This window comes from Asanoa ishikariensis (assembly GCF_900107455.1).
GTDB lineage: Bacteria > Actinomycetota > Actinomycetes > Mycobacteriales > Micromonosporaceae > Asanoa > Asanoa ishikariensis.
This window is the reverse complement of sequence record NZ_FNQB01000001.1, coordinates 365,456-386,565: the sequence shown is the minus strand read 5'-3', so window position 1 is coordinate 386,565 and position 21,110 is coordinate 365,456. Positions and strand designations below refer to the sequence as shown.

20 protein-coding genes and 4 tRNA genes are annotated in these 21,110 nt (G+C 71.1%); 16 read left to right on the top strand and 8 right to left on the bottom strand.

The window, feature by feature from the left end; translation table 11 throughout:
- Nucleotides 1-108: 108 nt before the first annotated feature.
- Complete coding sequence (locus tag BLV39_RS01875; protein ID WP_143049607.1) at nt 109-639, top strand: Uma2 family endonuclease; 531 nt, start codon at nt 109-111, stop codon at nt 637-639.
- Here BLV39_RS01875 and BLV39_RS01870 read toward each other — a convergent pair.
- A complete protein-coding gene (locus BLV39_RS01870; RefSeq protein ID WP_090786416.1) occupies nt 636-2,003 on the bottom strand; it encodes a dihydrolipoyl dehydrogenase family protein in 1,368 nt (455 codons plus the stop codon). The two genes, BLV39_RS01875 and BLV39_RS01870, sit on opposite strands and share 4 nt — an antisense overlap.
- A 21-nt stretch (nt 2,004-2,024) precedes the next feature.
- On the opposite strand from BLV39_RS01870, the gene BLV39_RS01865 reads away from it, so the two are divergent.
- Entirely contained in the window at nt 2,025-3,119 is a 1,095-nt protein-coding gene (locus BLV39_RS01865; RefSeq protein ID WP_090786414.1) for a serine hydrolase domain-containing protein, read from the top strand.
- Here the strand turns inward: BLV39_RS01865 and BLV39_RS01860 are convergent.
- Complete coding sequence (locus BLV39_RS01860; protein WP_090786412.1) at nt 3,110-4,306, bottom strand: cryptochrome/photolyase family protein; 1,197 nt, start codon at nt 4,304-4,306, stop codon at nt 3,110-3,112. The genes BLV39_RS01865 and BLV39_RS01860 overlap by 10 nt on opposite strands.
- Nucleotides 4,306-5,247, bottom strand: a complete 942-nt coding sequence (locus BLV39_RS01855; RefSeq protein ID WP_090786410.1) for a phytoene/squalene synthase family protein — start codon at nt 5,245-5,247, stop codon at nt 4,306-4,308. The genes BLV39_RS01860 and BLV39_RS01855 overlap by 1 nt, the downstream gene beginning before the upstream one ends.
- Before the next feature lie 68 nt (nt 5,248-5,315).
- Here BLV39_RS01855 and BLV39_RS01850 point away from each other — a divergent pair, with 68 nt between their 5' ends.
- The 8 genes from BLV39_RS01850 to BLV39_RS01815 all read left to right on the top strand — a co-directional run bounded on the left by BLV39_RS01850 (nt 5,316) and on the right by BLV39_RS01815 (nt 10,820).
- Nucleotides 5,316-6,431, top strand: a complete 1,116-nt coding sequence (locus BLV39_RS01850; protein ID WP_090786409.1) for a polyprenyl synthetase family protein — start codon at nt 5,316-5,318, stop codon at nt 6,429-6,431.
- A 22-nt stretch (nt 6,432-6,453) separates the two neighbouring features.
- A complete protein-coding gene (gene crtI, locus BLV39_RS01845; protein WP_090786407.1) occupies nt 6,454-7,932 on the top strand; it encodes a phytoene desaturase family protein in 1,479 nt (492 codons plus the stop codon).
- The gene (gene idi, locus BLV39_RS01840; protein WP_090786405.1) at nt 7,929-8,537 is read left to right on the top strand and encodes an isopentenyl-diphosphate Delta-isomerase; all 609 of its coding nucleotides are present in this window, start codon (nt 7,929-7,931) and stop codon (nt 8,535-8,537) included. Before crtI ends, idi begins: the two co-directional genes overlap by 4 nt.
- Nucleotides 8,527-9,447, top strand: coding sequence for a MerR family transcriptional regulator (locus tag BLV39_RS01835; RefSeq protein WP_090786401.1), 921 nt, complete (start codon nt 8,527-8,529; stop codon nt 9,445-9,447). Before idi ends, BLV39_RS01835 begins: the two co-directional genes overlap by 11 nt.
- Nucleotides 9,448-9,581: 134 nt before the next feature.
- On the top strand, nt 9,582-10,394 hold the full coding sequence (locus BLV39_RS01830; protein ID WP_090786399.1) for a polysaccharide deacetylase family protein: 813 nt from the start codon (nt 9,582-9,584) through the stop codon (nt 10,392-10,394).
- Between the two features lie 153 nt (nt 10,395-10,547).
- A tRNA-Glu gene (locus tag BLV39_RS01825) sits at nt 10,548-10,620 on the top strand.
- A 39-nt stretch (nt 10,621-10,659) separates the two neighbouring features.
- Nucleotides 10,660-10,733, top strand: a tRNA-Asp gene (locus tag BLV39_RS01820).
- Between the two features lie 13 nt (nt 10,734-10,746).
- Nucleotides 10,747-10,820 (top strand) — tRNA-Phe (locus tag BLV39_RS01815).
- A 111-nt stretch (nt 10,821-10,931) separates the two neighbouring features.
- Here the strand turns inward: BLV39_RS01815 and BLV39_RS01810 are convergent.
- Nucleotides 10,932-14,321 (bottom strand): P-loop NTPase family protein, encoded by a 3,390-nt coding sequence (locus BLV39_RS01810; protein WP_143049606.1) that lies wholly within the window; start codon nt 14,319-14,321, stop codon nt 10,932-10,934.
- A gap of 114 nt (nt 14,322-14,435) precedes the next feature.
- On the opposite strand from BLV39_RS01810, the gene BLV39_RS01805 reads away from it, so the two are divergent.
- Together BLV39_RS01805 and selA are read left to right on the top strand one after the other, a co-directional pair.
- A tRNA-Sec gene (locus BLV39_RS01805) sits at nt 14,436-14,531 on the top strand.
- Nucleotides 14,532-14,559: 28 nt separating this feature from the next.
- A complete protein-coding gene (selA, locus tag BLV39_RS01800) occupies nt 14,560-15,858 on the top strand; it encodes an L-seryl-tRNA(Sec) selenium transferase (protein ID WP_090786395.1) in 1,299 nt (432 codons plus the stop codon).
- Nucleotides 15,859-15,898: 40 nt separating this feature from the next.
- Here selA and BLV39_RS01795 read toward each other — a convergent pair whose 3' ends face one another.
- The 3 genes from BLV39_RS01795 to BLV39_RS01785 all read right to left on the bottom strand — a co-directional run bounded on the left by BLV39_RS01795 (nt 15,899) and on the right by BLV39_RS01785 (nt 18,123).
- Nucleotides 15,899-16,150 (bottom strand): hypothetical protein, encoded by a 252-nt coding sequence (locus BLV39_RS01795; protein ID WP_090786389.1) that lies wholly within the window; start codon nt 16,148-16,150, stop codon nt 15,899-15,901.
- Nucleotides 16,151-16,223: 73 nt separating this feature from the next.
- Nucleotides 16,224-16,724: a hypothetical protein gene (locus BLV39_RS43910; protein ID WP_090786387.1), complete on the bottom strand. Its 501-nt coding sequence runs from the start codon at nt 16,722-16,724 to the stop codon at nt 16,224-16,226.
- 55 nt (nt 16,725-16,779) lie between these two features.
- Nucleotides 16,780-18,123 (bottom strand): ABC transporter substrate-binding protein, encoded by a 1,344-nt coding sequence (locus tag BLV39_RS01785; RefSeq protein WP_090786385.1) that lies wholly within the window; start codon nt 18,121-18,123, stop codon nt 16,780-16,782.
- Between the two features lie 161 nt (nt 18,124-18,284).
- On the opposite strand from BLV39_RS01785, the gene BLV39_RS01780 reads away from it, so the two are divergent.
- Nucleotides 18,285-18,638 carry a PaaI family thioesterase gene (locus BLV39_RS01780; RefSeq protein WP_090791023.1) on the top strand — a complete coding sequence of 118 codons (354 nt, stop codon included), beginning with the start codon at nt 18,285-18,287 and terminating at the stop codon, nt 18,636-18,638.
- A 50-nt stretch (nt 18,639-18,688) separates the two neighbouring features.
- The gene (locus BLV39_RS01775) at nt 18,689-19,078 is read left to right on the top strand and encodes a hypothetical protein (protein ID WP_090786383.1); all 390 of its coding nucleotides are present in this window, start codon (nt 18,689-18,691) and stop codon (nt 19,076-19,078) included.
- Here BLV39_RS01775 and BLV39_RS01770 read toward each other — a convergent pair.
- Entirely contained in the window at nt 19,072-19,482 is a 411-nt protein-coding gene (locus BLV39_RS01770) for a hypothetical protein (RefSeq protein ID WP_176984709.1), read from the bottom strand. The genes BLV39_RS01775 and BLV39_RS01770 overlap by 7 nt on opposite strands.
- A gap of 103 nt (nt 19,483-19,585) precedes the next feature.
- Here BLV39_RS01770 and BLV39_RS44710 point away from each other — a divergent pair, with 103 nt between their 5' ends.
- Together BLV39_RS44710 and BLV39_RS01760 are read left to right on the top strand one after the other, a co-directional pair.
- Nucleotides 19,586-20,269, top strand: coding sequence for a DUF2786 domain-containing protein (locus tag BLV39_RS44710; protein ID WP_275414341.1), 684 nt, complete (start codon nt 19,586-19,588; stop codon nt 20,267-20,269).
- On the top strand, nt 20,266-21,030 hold the full coding sequence (locus tag BLV39_RS01760; RefSeq protein ID WP_204083014.1) for a GNAT family N-acetyltransferase: 765 nt from the start codon (nt 20,266-20,268) through the stop codon (nt 21,028-21,030). Before BLV39_RS44710 ends, BLV39_RS01760 begins: the two co-directional genes overlap by 4 nt.
- Nucleotides 21,031-21,110 lie beyond the last annotated feature (80 nt).

Below are 21,110 nucleotides of genomic sequence, written 5' to 3'. Positions count from 1 at the left end.
CAAAAACATGACAGCCGTTTGTCCGACCCCGACAGGCCCGGGTTATCCACAGGTTGTAATCGATCAAACGCAGATGCAACGCTGAACCCGTAGAAAGGAGGCGTGACAGTGACAACTCCCTACTCCGTCGATGCGCTCTTTGACATGCCAGACGATGGCAATCGGCGCGAGATCTTCAACGGGAGCCTCCTGGTGACGCCTCCTCCGCCGCTTCCACACGCGGTGGCGACCGCGAACCTGCGTGATCGTCTTTACGACCAGGCTCCACGGCACCTGCGGGTGGTCGAAGGTGTCGGCGTCTATGCCAACGAGCACAACTACTTCATTCCTGATCTGGTCGTCCTCCCGCAGGAAGTGCTGAAGGGCAATGCACCGGGCGCGCGACCATACGAGACCCTGCTCGTCGTCGAGGTCGTCTCACCCTCCAACGCCAGCAACGATCTCGTCATCAAGCGGGACTATTACGCTCGCTTCAAGATCCCCGAGTACTGGATCGCCGACCGCCGCGATCAGTCGCTCACGATCCTGCACCTGGGGAACGACGACAGATACGCGGACCGCGCCGTGCTCCATCCGGGCGACGTCTGGCGGTCCAATTTCCCGTTCCCACTTCGGATCGATCCGGCCGAGATTTTCTAGGCGAGGTTGCGGAGGGCGTCTTCTACGGCTCGGTGGAAGGTGGGGTAGGCGTAGATCATGCTGCGCAGTTGAGCCAAGGGCACGCGGGCGTGGACCGCTAGCGTCAGCATGCTGAGGACCTCGCCGCCGGTTGGGCCTACTGACGTCGCGCCGACCAGGACCTCGCCGTCGGCGACCAGTTTGATCAGGCCGGCGTTGCCTTCCTTGTGGATCCAGCCTCGGGACGACGTGGTGATGTCCGTCAGTCCTACTCGGACGCTCATCCCGCGGTCGCGGGCTTCCGCTTCCGTCAGGCCGACGGAGCCCAGTTCCGGATCCGTGAACGTCACCCGGGGCACCGCGCGATAGTCGGCCGGCGGGCCTTCCTGACCGAGGATGTCGCGGATCGCGACCCCGGCCTCGTACATCGCCATGTGGGTGAAGGCGCCTCGACCCGTCACGTCGCCGACCGCCCAGATGCCGTCGGCGGCCCGCATCCGGTCGTCGGTCTCCAGCCAGCGCGCCGTCTCGTCCAGCCCCACGGTCTCCAGGCCCAGGTCGGCGATCCGGGCCCGCCGGCCGGTGGCGACCAGGAGCCGGTCGCCGGTGACCGCGGGCGCGCCCTGGCCGATCTCGACCGCGAAGCCCTCGGCCTCGCTGTGCAGCACCCGACTCGCATGCATGCCGGTGTGCACGACCACGCCGTCGGCCTCGAGCGCCGTCCTGACCTGCGCCGACGCCTCGGGCTCCTCGATCGGCACGAGCCGGTCGGCCGACTCGACCACGGTCACCCGCACCCCGAACCGGGCGAACACCTGGGCGAGCTCCACACCGATGGCGCCGCCACCGAGGACGATGAGCGAGACCGGCAGGTCTTCGACCTCGATCGCCTCGCGGTTGGTCCAGTAGGGGGTGCCGGCCAGGCCCTCGATCGGCGGTGCCGACGGTGCGGCGCCCGTGCCGATCACGATGGCGCGGGTCGCCTCGAACTCCTGGTCGGCGACCGTGACCGTGCGGGGGCCGGTCAACGCGGCGTACCCACGGACGAACCGGCCGCCCTTGCCGACGAACCGGTCGACCGCGACCGTGTCGTCCCAGTCGTCCGTCGCCTCCTCGCGGATCCGCTTGGCGATCGGCGTCCAGTCGGGGTGCACCGTCGCCGAGCCCGCCAGCTTGGCGACCCGGCGCGCCTCTTCCAGCGCGTTGCCACCCCGGATCATCATCTTGCTCGGCACGCACCCCCAGTACGGGCACTCACCGCCGACCAGGTTGCTCTCGATGCCGACGACAGCGAGCCCGGCCTCCGCGAGCTTGCCGGCGACCTCCTCGCCACCGACGCCAAGACCCACCACGACGACGTCCACACGCTGTGCCACGCATCCCATTAAAGCCCTAGAGTGGCGGCCATGTCGCAGGTGACCGGCCACACCGACCCGGATTTCACATCGGTTCGCCAGGTCTTCGAGAGCTTCTTCGCCGACGGCCGGGACACCGGCGCGGGCGTCGCCGTCGTGCGCGCCGGCCGGGTCGTGGTCGACCTGGTCGGCGGCTGGCGCGACGACGCCCGCCAGCACCCGTGGACGCCGGACACCGCGGTCGCCGTCTATTCGGTGAGCAAGCCGTTCGCCGCCGCTTGCCTGATGATCCTGGTCGACCGCGGGCGGGTCGGGCTCGACGACCCGGTGCACCGGCACTGGCCGGAGTTCCCCGACGACGGCACGACGGTCCGGCACGTGCTCGCGCACACCGCCGGGCGCCCGGCCTTCCTGACCCCTCGCCCGCCGGACGCCTGGGCAGACTGGGCCACCCTCGCCGCCGACCTCGCCGCAACGCCTCCCATGTGGACGCCGGGTAGCACGGCCGCCGAGCACGCGCTGACCTACGGCCACCTCGTCGGCGAGCTGGTGCGCCGGGTCGACGGCCGGCCGATCGGCCGGTTCCTGACCGACGAGGTAGCCGGGCCGTGGCACCTCGACCTGGCGTTCGGTGCGGGCGGTCGGGCCGAGGTCGCCGACCTGATGTTCGGTGCTCCCGACTGGCCGACGACCTCGGTCGGTGCGCCCGGCAGCCTGCGGCACCGCGGCCTGGCCAACCCGGACGGCTGCCGCGACCTCTCCGTGCTCAACGGTCCACTGTGGCGGCAGACCGACGTGCCGGCAGTCAACCTGCACGCCACAGCGCACGCGGTCGTCCGGTTCTACCAGGGAATGCTCGCCGGCGGCGTGCTCGACAGCCGGCGGATCCTGAGCACCGAGGCCGTGGCGGAGATGATTCGGGTCCAGCACGACGGGCCGGACCTACTGCTGGACCGCTCGGTGAAGTGGTCTCTGGGCTTCCAGATCGAAGACGACGGCAGCTTCGGCATGGGCGGCATCGGCGGCAGTTGCGGCTACGCCCTGCCCAGTGCGGACCTCGCGATCAGCTTCGTCACCCGGCACCTGGCGGACTTCGACCGGATCGACGAGCTCGAGAACGCGGTCATGGCCGTCGTTCAGGCATAACGCTCCACGTAGGACCCGTCCGGGTCGTACCGCTCGCGCTGGCGCTCGGGGTTGAACTTGCGGTACGGCCGGGTGTCGTTGCCCGTGCCCGCGACCCACTGCCAGTTGCCGGAGTTGTTGGGCAGGTCGCCGTCGATGAGCCAGCGGTAGAACTCGTTCTGGCCGCGCCGCCAGTCGATGCCGAGATCCTTGGTCAGGTAGGACGCGGTGACGAGCCGGGCGCGGTTGTGCATCCAGCCTTCCCGGCGAAGCTGGTGCATGCCGGCGTCCACAATGGGCACGCCGGTGCGACCCTCGGCCCAGCTCCGGAAGCCGGCGTCGTCGTCCTGCCAGCTCTCGGTCGCCCCGCGCCGGTAGGCCTTGCGACCGAGCTCCGGGAACGCGTACGCGACCTGGTAGTAGAAGTCGCGCCAGCAGAGCTGGCGGACGAACGGGTCGTGGGCGGGCCGGCCCAGCGCGGCGTGCGCGACCTCCAACGGGGACAGGCAACCGAAGCGCAAGTATGGGCTGAGCCGTGAGGTGCGGTCGCCGGCCAGGTCGTTGTGTCCGTCGTCGTAGTGCTCGACCTCGCCGAGCCAGCCGCGCAGGCGTTGCCGGGCCACCGTCTCGCCGCCCCGGGTGGCATCGGGCGACTCGCCGGCGGGCTCGGCCGGCAGCCGGCCGACCGCGACACCGGACGGCAGCGGCACCTTCTTCGGCAGGTCCACCTGCTCGCGCCACTTGGCCGCGATCCACGCCCGGTGATATGGCGAGAACACCCGGTAGTGGTCGCCTCCGCCCGGCTTGAGCGTCCCGGGGTCCACGATGGTCAGTCCGGGGAAGAACCGCACGGACAGCCCTTGCCGCTCACCCTCGGCGCTCAGCCGGCGTTCCCGCCGCCGGGCGTAGGTGCTCACGTCAGCCGCGGCGGCGATACCTTCGGCGCCGACCTCGCCGGCCAGCCGGACCGTCTCCGCGACCGGGTCGCCCTGGCGCACGACCAGGTCGCTGTCCCGGTCGCGCAACACGCCACGCAGATCCGCGACGCACTGGTGCAGGAACCGGTCGCGGTTGGGCGACCGGCCGGCCAAGGCGGGGTCGAACACGAACAACGGCACGACCCGCTCGGCGTTGGCGCACGCGGCGGCCAACGCCGGGTTGTCGTGCACCCGCAGGTCCCGGGTGAACAGCACGACGGCCGTGCGCATCAGGCGACCTCGACCGGAGCACGGGACACCGTGCGCAGGTTGCTCGGCGGCACGACGATCGGGCTGTTCGCGCCGGCCAGCAGCGCGCGGGCGGCCACCGCCGCACGGCGGCGGTTGGGCACCGTCGCGCGCCGCACGAAGACGTCGTAGTCGGCGGCGACCACCTCGTCGAGGATCCCGCCGTAGAGCGTGTAGGCGGCCCGGATGCAGGCGCGGGACCCGGACGCGAGCATCCCCACGCCGGGCGCGGCCGCGGCGTAGTGCAAGCGGGCGCGTTCCACCTCGTACGCGATGAGGTTCTTGATCGGTGGCGTCGCGGCGCGGCGGGTGACCGCGCCGGCGAGGTCGGCCCGCGTGACGCCGAACTTCTCGAGGTCCTCGTCGGGCAGGTAGGTCCGGCCCCGGCCGAGATCCTCGCCGACGTCGCGGATGAAGTTGGTGAGCTGGAAGGCGAGGCCGAGCTGGCGGGCCGGCCCCCGGGCGAGACCCGGGTCCGAACTGCCCAGGATCGGCAGCATCATCGTGCCGATCACCGCCGCCGAGCCCTCCATGTAGTCGAGCAGGTCTTCGTAGGTGGCGTAGTCGGTGACCGTCAGATCCATGGCCATGCTGCGCAGGAAGCTGGCGAAGTCGTCGCGGTCGAGGTCGAAGACGGCGATGGTGTGCAGCACGGCGGGCAGCAGGGGGTCGTCGACGGGCGCGCCGTGCAGGCCGGCGACGAACCGCTCGGACCACTTGGCGAGCTCGGCGGCGCGGTCGGCCGGCGCCAGGTCGTCGGTGCGGTCGACGATCTCGTCCGCGTAGCGGGTGAAGCCGTAGAGCGCGTGCACGTGTCGTCGTTTCCATGCGGGCAGCAGCCGGGTCGCGAGATAGTACGTGCGACCGTGTTGTTTGTGCAGGTCACGGCAGCGTTCGTAGGACGCCGCAAGCAGGTGGTCCATCACGCCTCCCGCGTCGAAATCGACTCAGCAATCGACGCAACTCGTAAGTCTAGGGTACGCTCGGCCTCGTGGCCAACGACACGCTCGTGGGGGACATCCGCGACGTCCGGTGCCCTCCCCCGCAGCGGATCTCTCCGCCGGGTGATGGGCGGCTCCGCGCCGCGGTCGACACCACTCTCGCCAACTTCCTCCGGCACGAATCCGCCATCCTCGAGTCCACCGATGCCGCCTTGCGCCCGTTCGCGGCGCTGGCTCGCGACAGCGTGCTGGCCGGCGGCAAGCGCCTGCGGCCGACGTTCGCACACTGGGGTTGGCGCGGCGTTGCCGGTCCCGAGCCCGCGGTGGACCCGGTGCTTCCCGCGTTCGCCGCTCTCGAGCTTCTGCACGCCTTCGCGCTGATCCACGACGACGTGATGGACGGCTCCGCCACCCGGCGCGGCCGGCCGACCGCGCACCAGGTGCTCGCGGCCCAGCACGTCCGGGCCGGGCGGCGCGGCCCGGCCGACCGGTTCGGCACCGCAGGCGCCGTGCTGGTCGGCGACCTGTGCCTGGTCTGGGCCGACCGGCTGCTGGCGCAGGCCGAGGTGCCGGCGGCGGCCCTGTTGGCGGCCCGGCAGGTCTACGACGAGATGCGGGTCGAGGCCATCGCCGGGCAATATCTCGACGTGCTCGGCGACGCCGAGCCGGACCGCTGGTCAGTCGACCGGGCGCTGCGCGTCGCCCGGCTCAAGACCGCCGGCTACACGGTCACCCGGCCGCTGCTCTTCGGCGCGGCCCTGGCCGGCCACGGCGATCAGGTCACCGACGCCTACCAGCGCTACGGGGCCGCCGTCGGCGAGGCGTTCCAGCTCTGCGACGACCTGCTCGGCGTGTTCGGCGACCCGGCGGTGACCGGCAAGCCGGCCGGCGACGACCTGCGCACCGGCAAGCCGACCGCGCTGCTCCTGCTGGCGCGGCGGCTGGCCACACCGGCGCAGGCGGCCCAACTGACCCGCACCGACTCAGCCGACCTCACCGGCATCGCGGAGATCGTCACCGATACTGGCGCGGTGGCCACGGTCGAAGCGATGATCGACAATCGGGTCGATATTGCGCTCGCCGCGCTGGACGGTGCGTCGATCGACGGCACCGCCGACGCCGCGCTGCGTGCCCTCGCCGTGATGGCCACGCACAGGCAGTCATGACGCCTAACTTCAGGAGGTGCGCGTGCGAACTGTGACCGGACCCACCGACCGCGTGGTCGTGGTCGGCGCGGGCCTCGGCGGGCTCGCCGCGGCCCTGCACCTGGCCGGCGCGGGCCGACAGGTCACGATCGTCGAGCGCGAGGCGGTCCCGGGCGGCCGGGCCGGCCGGCTCAGCCTCGACGGCTACGAGTTCGACACCGGGCCGACCGTGCTGACCATGCCCGACCTGATCGCCGAGGCGCTGGCCGCGGTCGGCGAGGAGCTCGGCGACTGGCTCGACCTCGTCCCGCTCGACCCGGCCTACCGGGCGCACTACCCCGACGGCTCGACGCTCGACGTCATCACCGACACCGCGCGGATGGCGGCCGAGATCTCCCGCGTGTGCGGGCCCCGCGAGGCCGACGGCTACCTGCGCTTCGTCGACTTCGCCCAGCAGCTCTGGAAGCTCGAGCGCGACGACTTCATCGCCCGCAACTTCGACGCGCCGACCGACCTGCTCACCGGCAACCTGCTGCGGCTGTTCGCCACCGGCGCGTTCCGCCGCCTGCAGACCAAGGTCGACCAGTTCTTCCGCGACCCGCGTACCCGCCGGATCTTCTCGTTCCAGGCGATGTACGCCGGGCTCGCGCCGCACGACGCGCTGGCCATCTACGCGGTGATCGCGTACCTGGACTCGGTGGCCGGGGTGTTCTATCCGCGCGGGGGCATCCACGCCCTGCCGCGCGCGCTGGCCGGCGCCGCCGAGAAGCACGGCGTGCAGATTCGCTACGACACCACGGTGACCCGCGTCGAGACCGCCGGTGGTCGCGCGGTCGCGGTGCACACCGCCACCGGCGAGCGGATCCCGGCCGACGTCGTGGTGCTCAACCCGGACCTGCCGATCGCCTCCGAGACGCTGCTGGGCGAACCCAGGCGACCGATGCGCTACTCGCCCTCCGCGGTGGTCCTGCACATCGGGTCGAGCCAGGGGTACGAGAAGATCGCGCACCACAACATCCACTTCGGCAAGGCGTGGCGGCGTACGTTCGCCGAGATCATCGACCGCGGCGAGCTGATGTCCGACCCGTCCCTGCTGGTCACCAACCCGAGCCGGACCGAACCCTCGGTCGCCCCGGCCGGCCGGCACAGCTACTACGTCCTCGCGCCGGTGCCGAACCTCGACCGGGCGCCGCTCGACTGGCGCGGCCCGCTCGGCCGGCGCTATGCCGACGAGCTGATGACTACCCTGGAACAGCGGGGCTACCGCGGCTTCTCCGCCGGAGTCGAGGTGTCCCACGTGGTTACGCCCGCCGACTGGGCCGCCGCCGGAATGGCCGCGGGCACACCGTTCGCCGCCGCGCACAGCCTGTTCCAGACCGGGCCGTTCCGCCCGGGCAACCTGCACCGCTCATTGTCCAATGTGGTGTTCGTCGGTTCCGGGACCCAGCCCGGTGTCGGTGTGCCCATGGTGCTCATCTCCGGCAAGCTCGCCGCTTCCCGGATCGTCGGAGGACTCACATGACCGACTCTCGCGAACGACACCTCGTCGAGCTCGTCGACGACGACGGCCTGCCGATCGGCAGCGAGACCGTCGAGGTCGCACACCAGCGGCCCGCGCGGCTGCACCGGGCGTTCTCGGTGGTGTTGATGGACCCCGCCGGACGGGTGCTGCTGCAACGCCGGGCCGCGGTGAAGACCCGCTTCCCGCTGCGCTGGGCCAACACCTGCTGCGGCCACCCGGCACCGGGCGAGGAGCTGGCGGTCTCCGCCAACCGGCGGCTCAAGGAGGAGCTCGGCGCCGCGCCGGTGGCGCTGTCCGAGCTGGGCGTCTACGTCTACTACGCCGAGGACCCGGCGACCGGCCGGGTCGAATGGGAGTACGACCACGTGCTGCTCGGCCGGGTGACCGGCGACGAGCCCCTGCTGCCCGATCCCGACGAGGTCGCGGAGCTGGCCTGGGTCGACCCCGACGTGCTGCCGAAGTCGATCCGGGCGGAGCCGACGCTCTACTCGCCCTGGCTCGCGGGGGTGATCAACCAGGTCGCCGCGATCTCCGGCTCGGTCGGCGCCGCCGCGGGCCCGGCCGACGCCGACAGCGACACGGCGGAGCGGTCAGGTGGCCGATGAGGCGCTGAGCGCCGGGGCCGTCGCGCGTCGCCTCGGGGTCGCCGTCACCACGCTGCGCACCTGGCACCAGCGCTACGGGCTGGGGCCGAGTCGCCATGTGCCCGGCCACCACCGGCGCTACACGGCCGAGGACCTGTCCCGGCTGGAGGTGATGCGCCGGCTCACCGCCGAGGGCATCGCGCCGGCCGAGGCGGCCCGCTGGGCGCGCTACGCGCCGGACGTGCCACCGTCCGAATCGGCGCCGGCCCCGACGCCCGCCCGCTCCGGTGGTGGCTTCGCCATCCCCGTCGGTCGCGCCGGGCCGACCGCGCGCGGCCTGGCCCGGGCCGCGATCCGGCTCGACGTCGGCGCGATGCACGAGATCATGGCCCGGGCGGTCACCGAGCTCGGTGTCGTGTCCACCTGGGACCTGGTGCTGCGCCCGGTGCTGGCCGGCATCGGCGAGCGACACATGGCGACGAAACGGCTGATCGAGGTCGAGCACCTGTTCTCCCGCACGGCAACCGAGGTGTTCGCCGCCGTGCCCCGCCCACGCGGCGGCCAACCGCCACGGATCCTGCTCGCGTGCACCGACGAGGAGCAGCACAGCCTGCCCTTGGAGGCGCTGGCCGCGGCGCTCGCCGCCGACGGCATCTCGTGCCGGCTGCTGGGCGCTCGGGTGCCACCGGGAGCGCTGAGCGACACGGTCGAACGTACCGGTCCCGATGTGGTCATGCTGTGGTCGCACGTGCCGGAGACCGCTCACCTGGCCCAGCTCGTGGCCTTGCAGGAGGCACCGCGACGGCCGGTGCTGATCCTCGCGGGTGGTCCGGGTTGGCTGGGCGACTCGCTGCCCACCGGGGTGGTCGCACCGACCAGCCTCGGCGAGGCATTGCGGCTCACTCAATCGTGGAGCGGAACAGCGATCTAGCCCGGAGATCGACACGATTGAGCATGAGGTAGTCGAAATACCTGGCCTGGTTCCGCTAGCGTGTGTCCCGTCCCCGCCGGCTCGCGCCGGCGCCCCTTGGGAGCACGCCCCCGCTCCCGCCCCGGGAGTCGACGATGACGAGACGCCTCGCGGTCGCTACCGCGTTGGTCGTCCTCACGCTGCTGGTGGGTTCGCGCTGGGTGACCAACCGGTCGGCGGTGCTGGCCAACCAGCGGACCACCGTGCCGGCCAGTCCCACGTCACCGAAGGCGTCGCCGCCGCCGTCCGCGGAGCCGTCGGCCCCGCCGACGCAGGTCGCGGCGCCGAAACCACCGACGGCGAAGCGTGCGGGCAGCGGACCCTTCGGCAGCCTGAAACTGACCGGCCGCAAGACCGTGGCGCTGACGTTCGACGACGGCCCGCATCCAGTGTGGACACCGAAGGTGCTCGACCAGCTCAAGGCGGCCCACGTGAAGGCCACCTTCTGCCTGGTCGGCACCGAGGTGAGGAAATATCCCGAGCTCGTGCGGCGGATCGTCCGCGAAGGACACACGCTGTGTAACCACACCTGGCACCACGAGCTCGACCTGGGCACCAAGAAGCCAGCAGTGATCAAGGCCAACCTCGAGAAGACCAACCGAGAGATCCGCAAGGCGGTACCGGGCGTGAAGATCGGCTACTTCCGGCACCCCGGCGGCAAGTGGACCGCCAACGCGGTCAAGGTCGCCCGCTCGCTCGGCATGCTGCCGCTGGACTGGGACGTCGACCCCCGCGACTGGGACACCAAGGACGCGAAACTGATCAGGTCCCGGGTGATCGGCGGCGCCCGATCCGGCTCGATCATCCTGATGCACGACGGTGGCGGCGACCGAAAGGGCACCCTCTCCGCGTGCCCAAACGTGATCAAAAACTTGAAAGGCCGCTTCGGCATCGCTCCGCTGCGCTGAGCCGGTGGGGTTTGTGCCGTTTTGCGGTACCGGAGGTGCCGGTTTGGAGAGGGAGTACGGGATCGCGTATGCTTTCGAAGCCTCCGGCGGCGCCGGATGGGAGCACTGCCGCAGATTCGCGCCTGGATCCACATGTGCGATGATTGCGGGGCCGCCCTCATCGTCTAGCGGCCCAGGACGCCGCCCTTTCAAGGCGGTAGCACGGGTTCGAATCCCGTTGGGGGCACGGCAAGACCCCCGGCTTCGGCCGGGGCGCAAGGAGCAAGGTCCTGTGGAGCAGTTGGAGTGCTCGCCGCCCTGTCAAGGCGGAGGTCGCGGGTTCAAGTCCCGTCAGGACCGCGTTTAGTGCCACGGCCAGGTAGCTCAGTTGGTACGAGCGTCCGACTGAAAATCGGAAGGTCGGCGGTTCGACCCCGCCCCTGGCCACATAGCCTTTCGCCGGGCTATTGCAGCGCTCACCAGCGGAAACGCCGGTGGGCGTTTTGCTTTCTGCGGCTCAGCAGCCGGCCTGGAGATCCATTTGCCGCGGCCAGCCGATCATGGTCCGGATCCCCTACGTCGCGTTGACCTGCTGACCGCGCGGGGTGGAGGCGTGGTTGAAGGCGCCGCCGGCGCGCGCGTGACCGTCATCGCGGCCGGAAGGGCGTGCACGTCCAGCCCCAGCGACGTGCGGACGGCGCTCAGCTGTTGCCAGGCGAGGAACGGGTTGACCGCGAACGTCTGGCGGGCGTGGACCAGGTCGTCGAGGGCCTGGCCGTGGTCCCTGGTCTCCGCTTCGATCAACTGGTCGACCTCGGGGTCCGCCTTGACGCGGAACAACTCGACCAGGGTGCGGCAGTAGTAGAAATAGCCCAGCAGTTCGGCTGACAGCCGCAACAGCTCGCTTCGCTTGGCCTGGTCCGGCGCGGCCGGCTCGAGTATCGGCTCCAACATGCCGACGCCGGCCAGCCAGTCGTCGCGGAGGAAACAGGCACCGCCCGCCGACGCGCCGGGAACGCACCGGTCCAGCTCCTGGAAGATCCGCAGCAACCGCGAGACGTCGGGCTCGATGAGAATGGTCTTGATCGCGGACGTGACGGCACCGACCTTCGCAACGAGGTCGCGATGGACGACTTGATGCACCACGTCGGCGAGCGGGATCGGCGTCGCGTCCGCCCGCACCGACGACGCGATGCGGTCCATCGCCCGGATGAGATCGCGCGGCAGACCACCAGACAGGCAGAAGGCCAGCGCGCCGTACGCCGGCGGCACGACGACGTCGCGCTCGGCCAGCAGGCTCCGGGCCTGTTCGGCGTTCATGTAGGTCACATGAACGACCTCGTCGAACGCGCTGTCGAAGACGTCCCGGAACGGCAGGCCCCGTCGCTCGAAGCTCGCGATCGCGTCTTCAGATACCGAGATCACGAAGTAGGTATTCGGCGCCTCCAGCACCCCCTTGATCTCGTTGAGGAACTCACGGGCCTTCTCGACCGACTCGATCTTGTCGAGCTCGTCGATTACGACGAGTGCCGCACCGCGCGCCGGGAGAAGCTTCTTGATGCCGTGGATGATCTCCGGTACGCCCAGCGGAGCGTCGGCCTCCGTCGTGCTCCCGCTGACGGCGGAATCCACGCCGAATGGCGACCAGGACCCGCCTGCCAGCTTCAGCGTGCTCGTCCATCCGGAGACGACCGACGTCTGGTAGCGGATCCGCGCCAGGTCGCGCAGCGCCTGCCGACTGCTCCGGTCCGCGCCGGCGCCGGCCCAACACTCGAGCTGCTGACTGATCCGGCTCTGCCACCGCAGGCCGGTCAACAGCGCCGCACAGCCGCCGGCCGCCAGCGCCGAGCCGGCGATCCACCAGCCGGTCAGGGTGACTCCGACGACGCCCCAGAGAAGTGCGGCTCCAGCGAAGAGCGCCACCCACCGGGCGGCCGCGAGGCCGGTCAGCCCGCCGGCTGAGCGACCGATCCGGACGTAGCCGCCCAGGTCGTGAGCCTCGAGCGACGACGCGCTTCGCTCGTCGTCCGGAACGCGGCGAAATGCCGACGGGTACAGCGGCGATCGCAACCGCATGGTGAAGACCGCGCCGGCGATCAGCGCGATGCCGGCCACCTGGTGGGGCGCTAGGAAGTGGAGTGGCACCAACAACGCGGTGGCGCCCGAGAGCACCACCCACAGGAGAACGAACCACGAGCTCGGCCTGCGCAGCCCGCGCCGACGGCTGCCGACGTACAGATCCGACAGGGGATCGCGAACCCCCGGCGCGCCGGGTGAGGGCGGTTTCGGTTCAAGGCGGGTCTGCCAGACGAGCAGTGCGAACGGGATCCCGGCCACCACGATGGCTGTCGCTCCTGCGGCGGCCATCCGCAGGTCGATCACGGTCGCCAGACCTGGTGCCGCGTAGACCAACAGCACGATCCCCGCCAACAGCACCAGCGCCGGCAGCGCGACCAACGTCAGCGCGCTGACCGACCGCACGTGTGCCCCCCGGGGCAGATCCTCGTCGACGATGTCGCGGAGGATCGGATCGCGGCGCAGTGTCTCCTTGCACACGAGACCGTAGAGGTGGAGCAGGAACTCTCTCGGCACGTAGCTCGCGGGCGCTGGCACTTCGATCCTGATCCCGCGGTCTGCCCAGCCTTCGTACGCCGCTGAGAGGAGAGTGCTCTTGCCGCAACCCCGCGGTCCGGCCACGCCCAGGCTCAGGCGCGGCGAGCGTTTGGGTTCGAGCAGCGCCGTGATCTCGTCATACGGCTCGGTCCGCACCAGCGTCTCGATGGAGAACTCGCTCCGTAGCTGGTTGGTCGTGGCAGGTTCCAAAGGCTGCCGGTAGGTGTTCCGCAGCTCTTCTCGGCTCTGCTCCCGGCGGCGCGACCGTTCGTGTTCGTCGATCCTGCCGCGCAGGAGCGGGACGAAGGTGTGGTCCACGAGCGCCCGCTCGAGCACGCCCGCCGCGGACTCTCGCCGGCGCGTCAGCTCGTGCCACAACGTGTTGCCATCGAGCGTGCCGGCGATCTCGGTCTCGAACCGGGCGGCCCGGTCCGGGGGCACGGCGGCCGCGTCGCGCTCGATCGGACCGATGAGCCGTTGCCGCAGCGTCTCCCGGTCGGCGTCGATCTCGCGCAGCTCGTTGAGCTGCGCCGCGCACGGCCGCCACAACGACTCCTCGTCCAGGTCGGTAGCGCTGTGCAGCCGCACATCGTCGAGATCTGCGGCCGCTGCCCGATCGCGCACCGACGCCATGGCCAGCGCCTCCCGGCGCGCCGATCGCAGGATCTCGTAGTAGCCCCACGCGATCTCGATCGCCTGCCGGTCCGCCGCGGTCTGGCAGAAGAGGACCACGCTGGCGCGGTTCGAGTCCGCCGCACGACTCCGCAGCGCCGAGCGCAGCGACTGCGCCATGACGGCCGCCACTGTGACCGCCGGCATCCCGATCGAGCCCGCGCCCAGCAGTGGGAGAGCCAACGGCCACAGACCGCGATCGCCGGCGATCCGGACGCAGGAGGCGGTAGCGCGGGCGACCCCCTCCAGCGTCGCCGGCCGTTCGGCGAAGGGCGCGCGGGAGGGTTCCCGCACAGTCGTCATGATCACGCAACGGAGCTGCCGTTTCCCAAGGGGGATCTCCACAATGGTCGGCTCGTCCGGGACCAGCTCCCCCAGCCTGTTCTGCGGCCAGCTTGCCTCTGGGAGCTGCGCTACCACCCTGGAGCCGAGGCTGCCGTAGCCGGAAGCACCCACGGAGATCGCCAGCGCGTCGGTCTCAAGGTCCCAAGGGGTGCTGGTCACGCGAACGTGGATCGGGACACCTGACACCTCACCGAGGTCCGCGGCGGTCCGCAGGTAGTTCGCCGGCTCGGCATTGCCTGCCATCCACTCGGTCCCTTCGAGGATCTCCCCGTGTCCGGTTCGGATCGACACCCATCTTGCTGCCAGGGCAGGTCGCATTGAGTCGGGTACGCGACCGTCACCCCGGTAACCCTCGTTCCATGCCCGGGCCGCTCGTGCTCACAACCGGCCGTTTGCCGTGCCTCGGGATCTCCGGTCGCTTATAGTCGCGCCGGAGGCGAGTGGGCGCCTGGTGGCCCTCCCGGTCTTCAAAACCGGCGTGACCCGGCATCCGGGTCAGGCGGGTTCGATTCCCGTACGCCTCCGCCAAAAACAGCCACCCGTACCCGGGGGTGCGATGACCGATCCACGCCGCGCGACGCCGCGGGTCGACGCCGTTCTCGCCGACCCACGCCTGATCGCGGCCGTCGAGCGGCTCGGGCCGGCGCTGGTCCGGGCCGCGGTGTCCCGGGCGCTCGACGAGGTGCGCTCGGGGCGGCTGCCGGCGCACGCCGCCGCCGACATGGCGGTCGCCGCGCTGCCTGCGTCCGCCGCGGCGCTGCGCCGCGTGCTCAACGCGACCGGTGTCATCGTGCACACCAACCTCGGGCGCTCCGCACTGTCCCCGGCCGCCGTGGCCGCCGTTTCGGACGCCGCCGGCTACACCGATGTCGAGTTCGATCTGGCGGCCGGCGTACGCGCCAAGCGCGGTGCCGAAGTGCTCAGCGCGCTGCGCGCGGCGGTGCCTGGCGCCGAGGCCGTGCATGTCGTCAACAACAACGCGGCCGCGCTGGCGTTGACCGTGTTCGCCCTGGCCTCTGGCCGCGAGGTCGTGGTCAGCAGGGGTGAGCTGATCGAGATCGGCGACGGCTTCCGGATCCCCGAGTTGCTCACCGCCGCCGGTGCCGTGCTCCGCGAGGTCGGCACCACCAACCGCACCCGGCTGAGCGACTATGCCGACGCGATCGGCCCGAACACCGCGTTGGTGATGCGGCTGCACCCGTCGAACTACCGGGTCACCGGGTTCACCTCGGCGCCGAGCCTGGCCGAGCTCGCGACGCTGGACGTGCCGGTGGTCTACGACATCGGCTCCGGGCTGCTCTCACCGGAGCCGCTGCTGCCCGACGAGCCGGACGCCGCCTCGGCGCTGGCGGGCGGGGCCGCCATGGTCACCGCGAGCGGCGACAAGCTGCTCGGCGGCCCGCAGGCCGGCCTGATCTTCGGCCGCGCCGACCTGGTCACCCGGCTGGCCCGGCATCCGCTGGCCCGCGCGTTGCGGGTCGACAAGCTGACCCTGGCCGCGCTGGAAGCCACCGTGCGGGGACCGCTGCCGCCGACCACGGCGGCACTGCGCGCGTCGGTGACGGTGCTGCGGGAACGGGCGGAGCGGCTCGCCGCGACCCTCGCCGACGCCGGCGTGGACGTCGAGGTGGTCGACAGCGGGTCCACGGTCGGCGGTGGCGGCGCGCCGGGCGTGGTGCTGCCGAGCGTGGCGCTGAGCCTGCCCACGGCGTACGCGGCGGTGCTGCGCGCGGGCGAGCTTCCGGTGGTCGGCCGGGTCTCCGCGGGCCGGTGCCTGCTGGACCTACGCACGATCGCGCCGCACGACGACCCCGACCTGCTCAACGCGGTCCTGTCGGCGGCCAAACAGACCTGAGGCCCGCCCCCTGGGGGGACGGGCCTTCTCATCGAAAAAGTCAGGCGGACGTCGGCGGGTGGCCGCCGTCGCCGTCGACGACCGCGTCCGGCGTGCCGTCCTCGTCGAGGTCGACCATCGTGACGTCGGGCTTGCCGTCGCCGTCAGTGTCGAACTGGAACAGGTCGGGCTTGCCGTCGCCGTCGGTGTCGACCACCCACACGTCGGTCTTGCCGTCGTTGTTGGCGTCGGCCGTCATCAGCTCGACGTGCTGGTCGCCGCGGGTCTCCACGACCTCTTCGGACTCGCTCATCGGATCTCCTCGCGGGTGCGGTGTGTGCTCCGGCACAACCTACGGCCACCGGGGCCCGGCCGCGACTCGACGCTCAGTTCGTCGCGTACGGGTTGGACCGCATGGTGGTCGTGTCGGGGAGGCCGTCGTAGTTCGTGTCGCGTACCCAGGCGTCCATGCGACCGTCGAAGTTGGTGTCGAAGGAGACGGAGTCCGCCCGGCCGTCGTTGTTGACGTCGCTGGCGACCACGTCGGTGCGGCCGTCGCCGTTGACGTCCTGCAGCAGTTGGTCGGCCACGCCGTCTTCGTCGTAGTCGCGCATGGTCGTGTCGAGTCGACCGTCGCCGTCGCTGTCGTGGTAGGCCGTCTCGATCACGCCGTCGTGGTCGCCGTCGAGCGCGACCAGGTCGGCGTAGCCGTCGCCGTCCGAATCCGTGATGAGGCGGCGACCACCGTCGACGTCGAGCTCCACGATGGAGTGCGGTGCGCCGAAACCGGCCGGCCCGTCCGCGAAGCCGGCCGGATCGTCATTGCTGCCGAAGCCGTCCGTAGCGTCCTGGTCACTGGCCAGGTACGAAGAGTCCCACTCGCTCATGCCCTGAAACTAGGGCCGGCGCACCGGCCGCGGCTCCCGGAAACGTGCCAGGTGGTCAGTGGCGGATCTCCATGCCTGCCTTGTCGAGCGCCTTGATGATCTGTGCCGACTCACCGAAGCCGATCACCAGTACGCCGTCCGGACCGCCGCTCTTGATCTGGTTGGCGCCCGCGGTGAAGTCGATGTCGGGAGCGGCGGGCGTCGGAGGCTCGTACGTCACCGTCTGGATCATGTCGACCGGGAAGCCGGCGCGCTCCAGTTCGGACTTGACGTTGCCCTGCAGGCCGGTGCCGTAAGAGTCGTTGCGCGCGACGATCGTTATCTTGTGCGGACCGTCGCGCAGGATGACGTCGGCGAGCGCGCGCCCCTGGAGGATGTCCGACGGCGCGGTGCGGAAGTAGAGGCCCTTGTCGTCGACCGTGCTCAGCCCGGCATCGGTGTTGCAGGGCGAGAAGAGCACCAGGCCGGCCTTGACCACGGCGGGCAGGACCGCGCGGGAGATGCTCGAAGCACCCGCGCCGATGATCACGCTGACCCCGGCGTTGATGTGGTTGTCCACCGTCGCCTTGGCGACGTCGGGGTTGGTGCCGTCGTCGCCGGGAACCCAGGTGACGTCCTTGTCGAAGACGCCGCCGGCCGCGTTGATCTCCTTGATCGCCAGCGCGGCGGCCGCCTCCATGGGCGGGTACGCGATGGCGAGGTCACCGGTCTCCGGCAGCAGGCCACCGATCTTCAGCTCGGCCTGCTTGCCGCCGGTGGATCCGCCCGACGGTGGCTTCTTCGTCGTGGTCGCCGACTCGTCACCAGCGCCGACGTACTCCGTCTTGGCGTCGTCGAGCTTGTCCGTCGAGTCGAAGTGCAGCGTCGCGTAGCTCGCGGTCGACGGCTCGCCGGCGTCGGTGAACCCACCGCGGGTCAGCGAGACGCCGCGGTACTGGAGGTCGGTGCCGGCGCGGGCGAGCGCCAGGCATGCCTTCGCGGTAGTGCACTCGGTGCCACCGGTCGTGACCGAGTTGATCTGGTTGGCGATCTCGCTCGGCACGTTGGTGCCGGCCTGCTCGGCGGCGAGCGCGCTGATCACGATCGCGTCGTAGGTCTCACCCGCGTACGAGAAGTCCGGCAGGCTGGGCCGCAGGGCCTTGAGCCGCGCCTTGAAGTCATCGGACAGTCGGGTGAGCGGGGTGGTCCCCTTCATCCCGGCGAGCATGCCCGCCTGGTCTTTGAACTCATCGCCGAATGAGTTGATCATGTTGCCGTCGGTGCCGTACAACCTGGCCGGGTTGGCCACGGTGTCGGCAGCCTGCGGCGGCGGCGCGTCCTTGCCGCACGCGGCGATGGTCAGCACGAGGGCGGCGCACGTGGCGATGGCCAAGTGGCGCGCTCCGCGGGAGACGAGCATGGGGGTGTCCGTCCTTCCTCCCCTGAAGTCCAGGGCACAGTAGCGTGCCGAGGCCGAAATGTGGGATAGCGCCTGACGGAACCCGTTATATCGACGGGTAACGTAACGGTGTGTCAACATCATCAATCCTCGACCACGGCGCCGGCGCGCTCGCCGACCGGATGGGCATCAAGCTGACCGAGCTGACTCCTGAGCGGGTGGTCGGCACCATGCCCGTCGAGGGCAACACTCAGCCGTACGGCCTGCTCCACGGCGGTGCGTCGTGCGTGCTGGCGGAGACGCTGGGCTCGTTCGCCGCGGCCCTGCACGGGCACTCGATCGGCCGCGGCCTCGCCCTGGGCGTCGACATCAGCGCCACCCACCACAAGGCGGTACGCGACGGCACGATCACCGGTGTCGCGACGCCGGCACACCGCGGGCGCGCGGTGGCCACCTACGAAATCGTTATCACCGATGACACCGGCGACCGGGTCTGCACCGCGCGGCTCACCTGCCTGTTGCGCTCCGCCGGGTGAACCCGGCTCGGCCCTGGGTCCAGGTTGACGCTGGGTCGTAGAGTTCGCCCGTGGTCGAGGTTCCCCCGGATGCGGTCGACGACGCCGCGCAGGTGTTGCGGCTCGCGCTCGACGGCGACAGCGACGCGGTCGCGAACGCGTTCGACGCGGTGGTCGACCGGTCCGGCGTGGTCGGCGCCTACGACGTCGCCTGGTGCCTGGCCGCGACGATGGTCGGTGACAGCGTGCCGGTCGGCCGCTGGACGCTCGACTTCCCCGACATCGAGGACGCCGGGTACGACACGCGCTGGGTGGCCCGGTTCGTCAGCGCCTACGCGAACAGCGACGCGCCGACCGGCGAAGCGCTGTTCGGCGCCGCGCTGGCCGACGGTCAACTGCCGGAGTGCCTGCTGACGCTGGCCGGCTCGGCCGTCGCCACGCTCCGCCGCCGCACTCAGTAGGCCGTGTCGATCACCAGCGGCTCGTACTTGTATTCCGCCAACACCACCCGCACGTAGAAGCGCGTGTTGTCGCGCACGTTGGTGGCGGCGACCCGCCAGGCTCCGCTCGTGGGCACGGTGGTCCAGTAGTTGCAGGTGCCGACACTCACGAAGATCACGCAGACCTTGAACGGGTAGACGCTGGCGTTGCGGACGTTGATGTCGACGCAGCGGGTCGAGGTCGTGTACGGCCCGGCGTCGAAGCCGGTGCCACCGCGCGGCAGGGACTTGCGCACGAACCCGCCGTAGCAGGTCGCGGCGGCGGCCAGGTCGCCACTGGGCTCGGCCCGCGCCGGCGCGGCGGTGACGACGCCGAGTGCGGTCATGGTGGCGAGCGCCATCAGGGCACGGACGATTCGGGACACGCGGCGGCCTCCATCGTGGATCTTTCACTGGATTCGCCGTCAGCATACTTATAGATATCGATGTCGGGCAGACGTTTCCGGCGATGTGCTATCTCTTGACCTCGTGCTTGACAAGGTGCGCAAGCTGCTGGCCAAGGCCGAGGATTCGGCCTGCTCGCCGGCCGAGGCCGAGGCGCTGACCGCGAAGGCGACCGAGCTGATCGCCAAGTACGGCGTCGACCAGGCGCTGTTGGCTGCCCGCGACCCGGCCCGGGACCCGGTGGTCGACCGCATGATCGAGGTGCCGGCGCCGTACGCCACGGACAAGGCCGGCCTGCTGGTGGGTGTCGCGATCCCGCTGCGCTGCCGCACGGTGCGGCTCTCGCGGGCGGGTTCGATCGCGGTGCACCTCTTCGGCTTCGACAGCGACGTCACCCGCGCGGAGCTGCTCTACACGTCGCTGCTGGTGCAGGCGGCACACGGCCTGGCGGCCACCGCGGTGCCCTGGGGCCAGCACCCGGCCGCGTTCCGCCGCTCCTGGCTGGCCGGCTTCGCCGCGGCGATCGCCGCTCGGCTGCGCGCCACCGAGTCGGCGGCCTCGTCGGCCGTACCGTCGATGGACCTGGTCCTGGCGGACCGCTCCGGCGTGGTCGAACGTCGGCGCGACGAGGCCTACCCGACGGCCCGGTTGGCCCGACCGCGGCGCCTGTCCGGGGACGGCGGCGCGTCCGGCTACGCGGCCGGCACCACCGCCGACCTCGGCGGCGGCTCCCACGTCGGCACCCGCACCCGCGACGCCCTGCCGTGAACCTGGCGGCGCTGGACGAGAACCTGGCGTGGCACGCGTCCCACCTGCACCGGTTCGCGCCCGGCATGCGCGTGCTCACCTCGGGCGACGTGCTGGTCTGCGACAGCGGCCTGTCCGACGACACGTTCAACATCGTGGCCGCGGCCCGGTTCGGCGGCCGTGACGCGGACGCCCGCATCGCGGCGACCCTGGCCGTGGTTCGGGCCACCGGCCGCCCTTTCACCTGGTGGGTCGGCCCGAGCTCGAAGCCGACCGACCTGTCCGAGCGGCTGCTGGCGGCGGGCCTTCCGGTAGGCGAGCGCGAGCTGGCCATGTGGTGCCGGACGGGACCGCGACCGGTGGACCGTCCGGTCCGGGTCGTCTCGACGCGGGCGGAGCTCGCCGACTGGGCTTGCGTGGTCGCGGCGAACTGGCTGCCGCCCTCGCCGACCGTGGTGGAGTTCTTCGCCCGGACGACGCCGTGGGCGCTGGCCCCGGACAGCCCATCCCGATACTTGATCGGGTACGCGGACGACCGCCCGGTCGCGGCCGCCGAGCTCTGCTTCGGCGCCGGCGTGGCCGGCTTCTACAACGTCTGCACACTCGCGGCGCAACGCCGACGGGGTTGGGCGAACGCACTGCTCAGTTTCGGCCTGGACCTCGCCGCGGCGGACGGGTGCCAAACGGCGATCCTGCAGGCCGCCCTCGACGCGGTCACCGTTTATGAGCGCCTCGGCTTCGCCGCCTGCGGCGACGTCGTCGAGCACGCCATTCGGCCTTGAGGTCGCCCACTTGCCCGTGCATGGGACGCCCTCGGCGCGGGCGGTCAGGTCGGTGACCCGCGCCGGCCGGGTCTCCGAGG

Excerpts from the sequence above, each read along its gene's own strand:
- BLV39_RS01870 (WP_090786416.1), bottom strand. The coding sequence starts at position 2,003 with ATGGGATGCGTGGCACAGCGTGTGGACGTCGTCGTGGTGGGTCTTGGC.
- BLV39_RS01865 (WP_090786414.1), top strand. The coding sequence starts at position 2,025 with ATGTCGCAGGTGACCGGCCACACCGACCCGGATTTCACATCGGTTCGC.
- BLV39_RS01860 (WP_090786412.1), bottom strand. The coding sequence starts at position 4,306 with ATGCGCACGGCCGTCGTGCTGTTCACCCGGGACCTGCGGGTGCACGAC.
- BLV39_RS01855 (WP_090786410.1), bottom strand. The coding sequence starts at position 5,247 with ATGGACCACCTGCTTGCGGCGTCCTACGAACGCTGCCGTGACCTGCAC.
- idi (WP_090786405.1), top strand. The coding sequence starts at position 7,929 with ATGACCGACTCTCGCGAACGACACCTCGTCGAGCTCGTCGACGACGAC.
- BLV39_RS01830 (WP_090786399.1), top strand. The coding sequence starts at position 9,582 with ATGACGAGACGCCTCGCGGTCGCTACCGCGTTGGTCGTCCTCACGCTG.
- BLV39_RS01810 (WP_143049606.1), bottom strand. The coding sequence starts at position 14,321 with ATGCGACCTGCCCTGGCAGCAAGATGGGTGTCGATCCGAACCGGACAC.
- selA (WP_090786395.1), top strand. The coding sequence starts at position 14,560 with ATGACCGATCCACGCCGCGCGACGCCGCGGGTCGACGCCGTTCTCGCC.
- BLV39_RS01795 (WP_090786389.1), bottom strand. The coding sequence starts at position 16,150 with ATGAGCGAGTCCGAAGAGGTCGTGGAGACCCGCGGCGACCAGCACGTC.
- BLV39_RS43910 (WP_090786387.1), bottom strand. The coding sequence starts at position 16,724 with ATGAGCGAGTGGGACTCTTCGTACCTGGCCAGTGACCAGGACGCTACG.
- BLV39_RS01785 (WP_090786385.1), bottom strand. The coding sequence starts at position 18,123 with ATGCTCGTCTCCCGCGGAGCGCGCCACTTGGCCATCGCCACGTGCGCC.
- BLV39_RS01780 (WP_090791023.1), top strand. The coding sequence starts at position 18,285 with ATGGGCATCAAGCTGACCGAGCTGACTCCTGAGCGGGTGGTCGGCACC.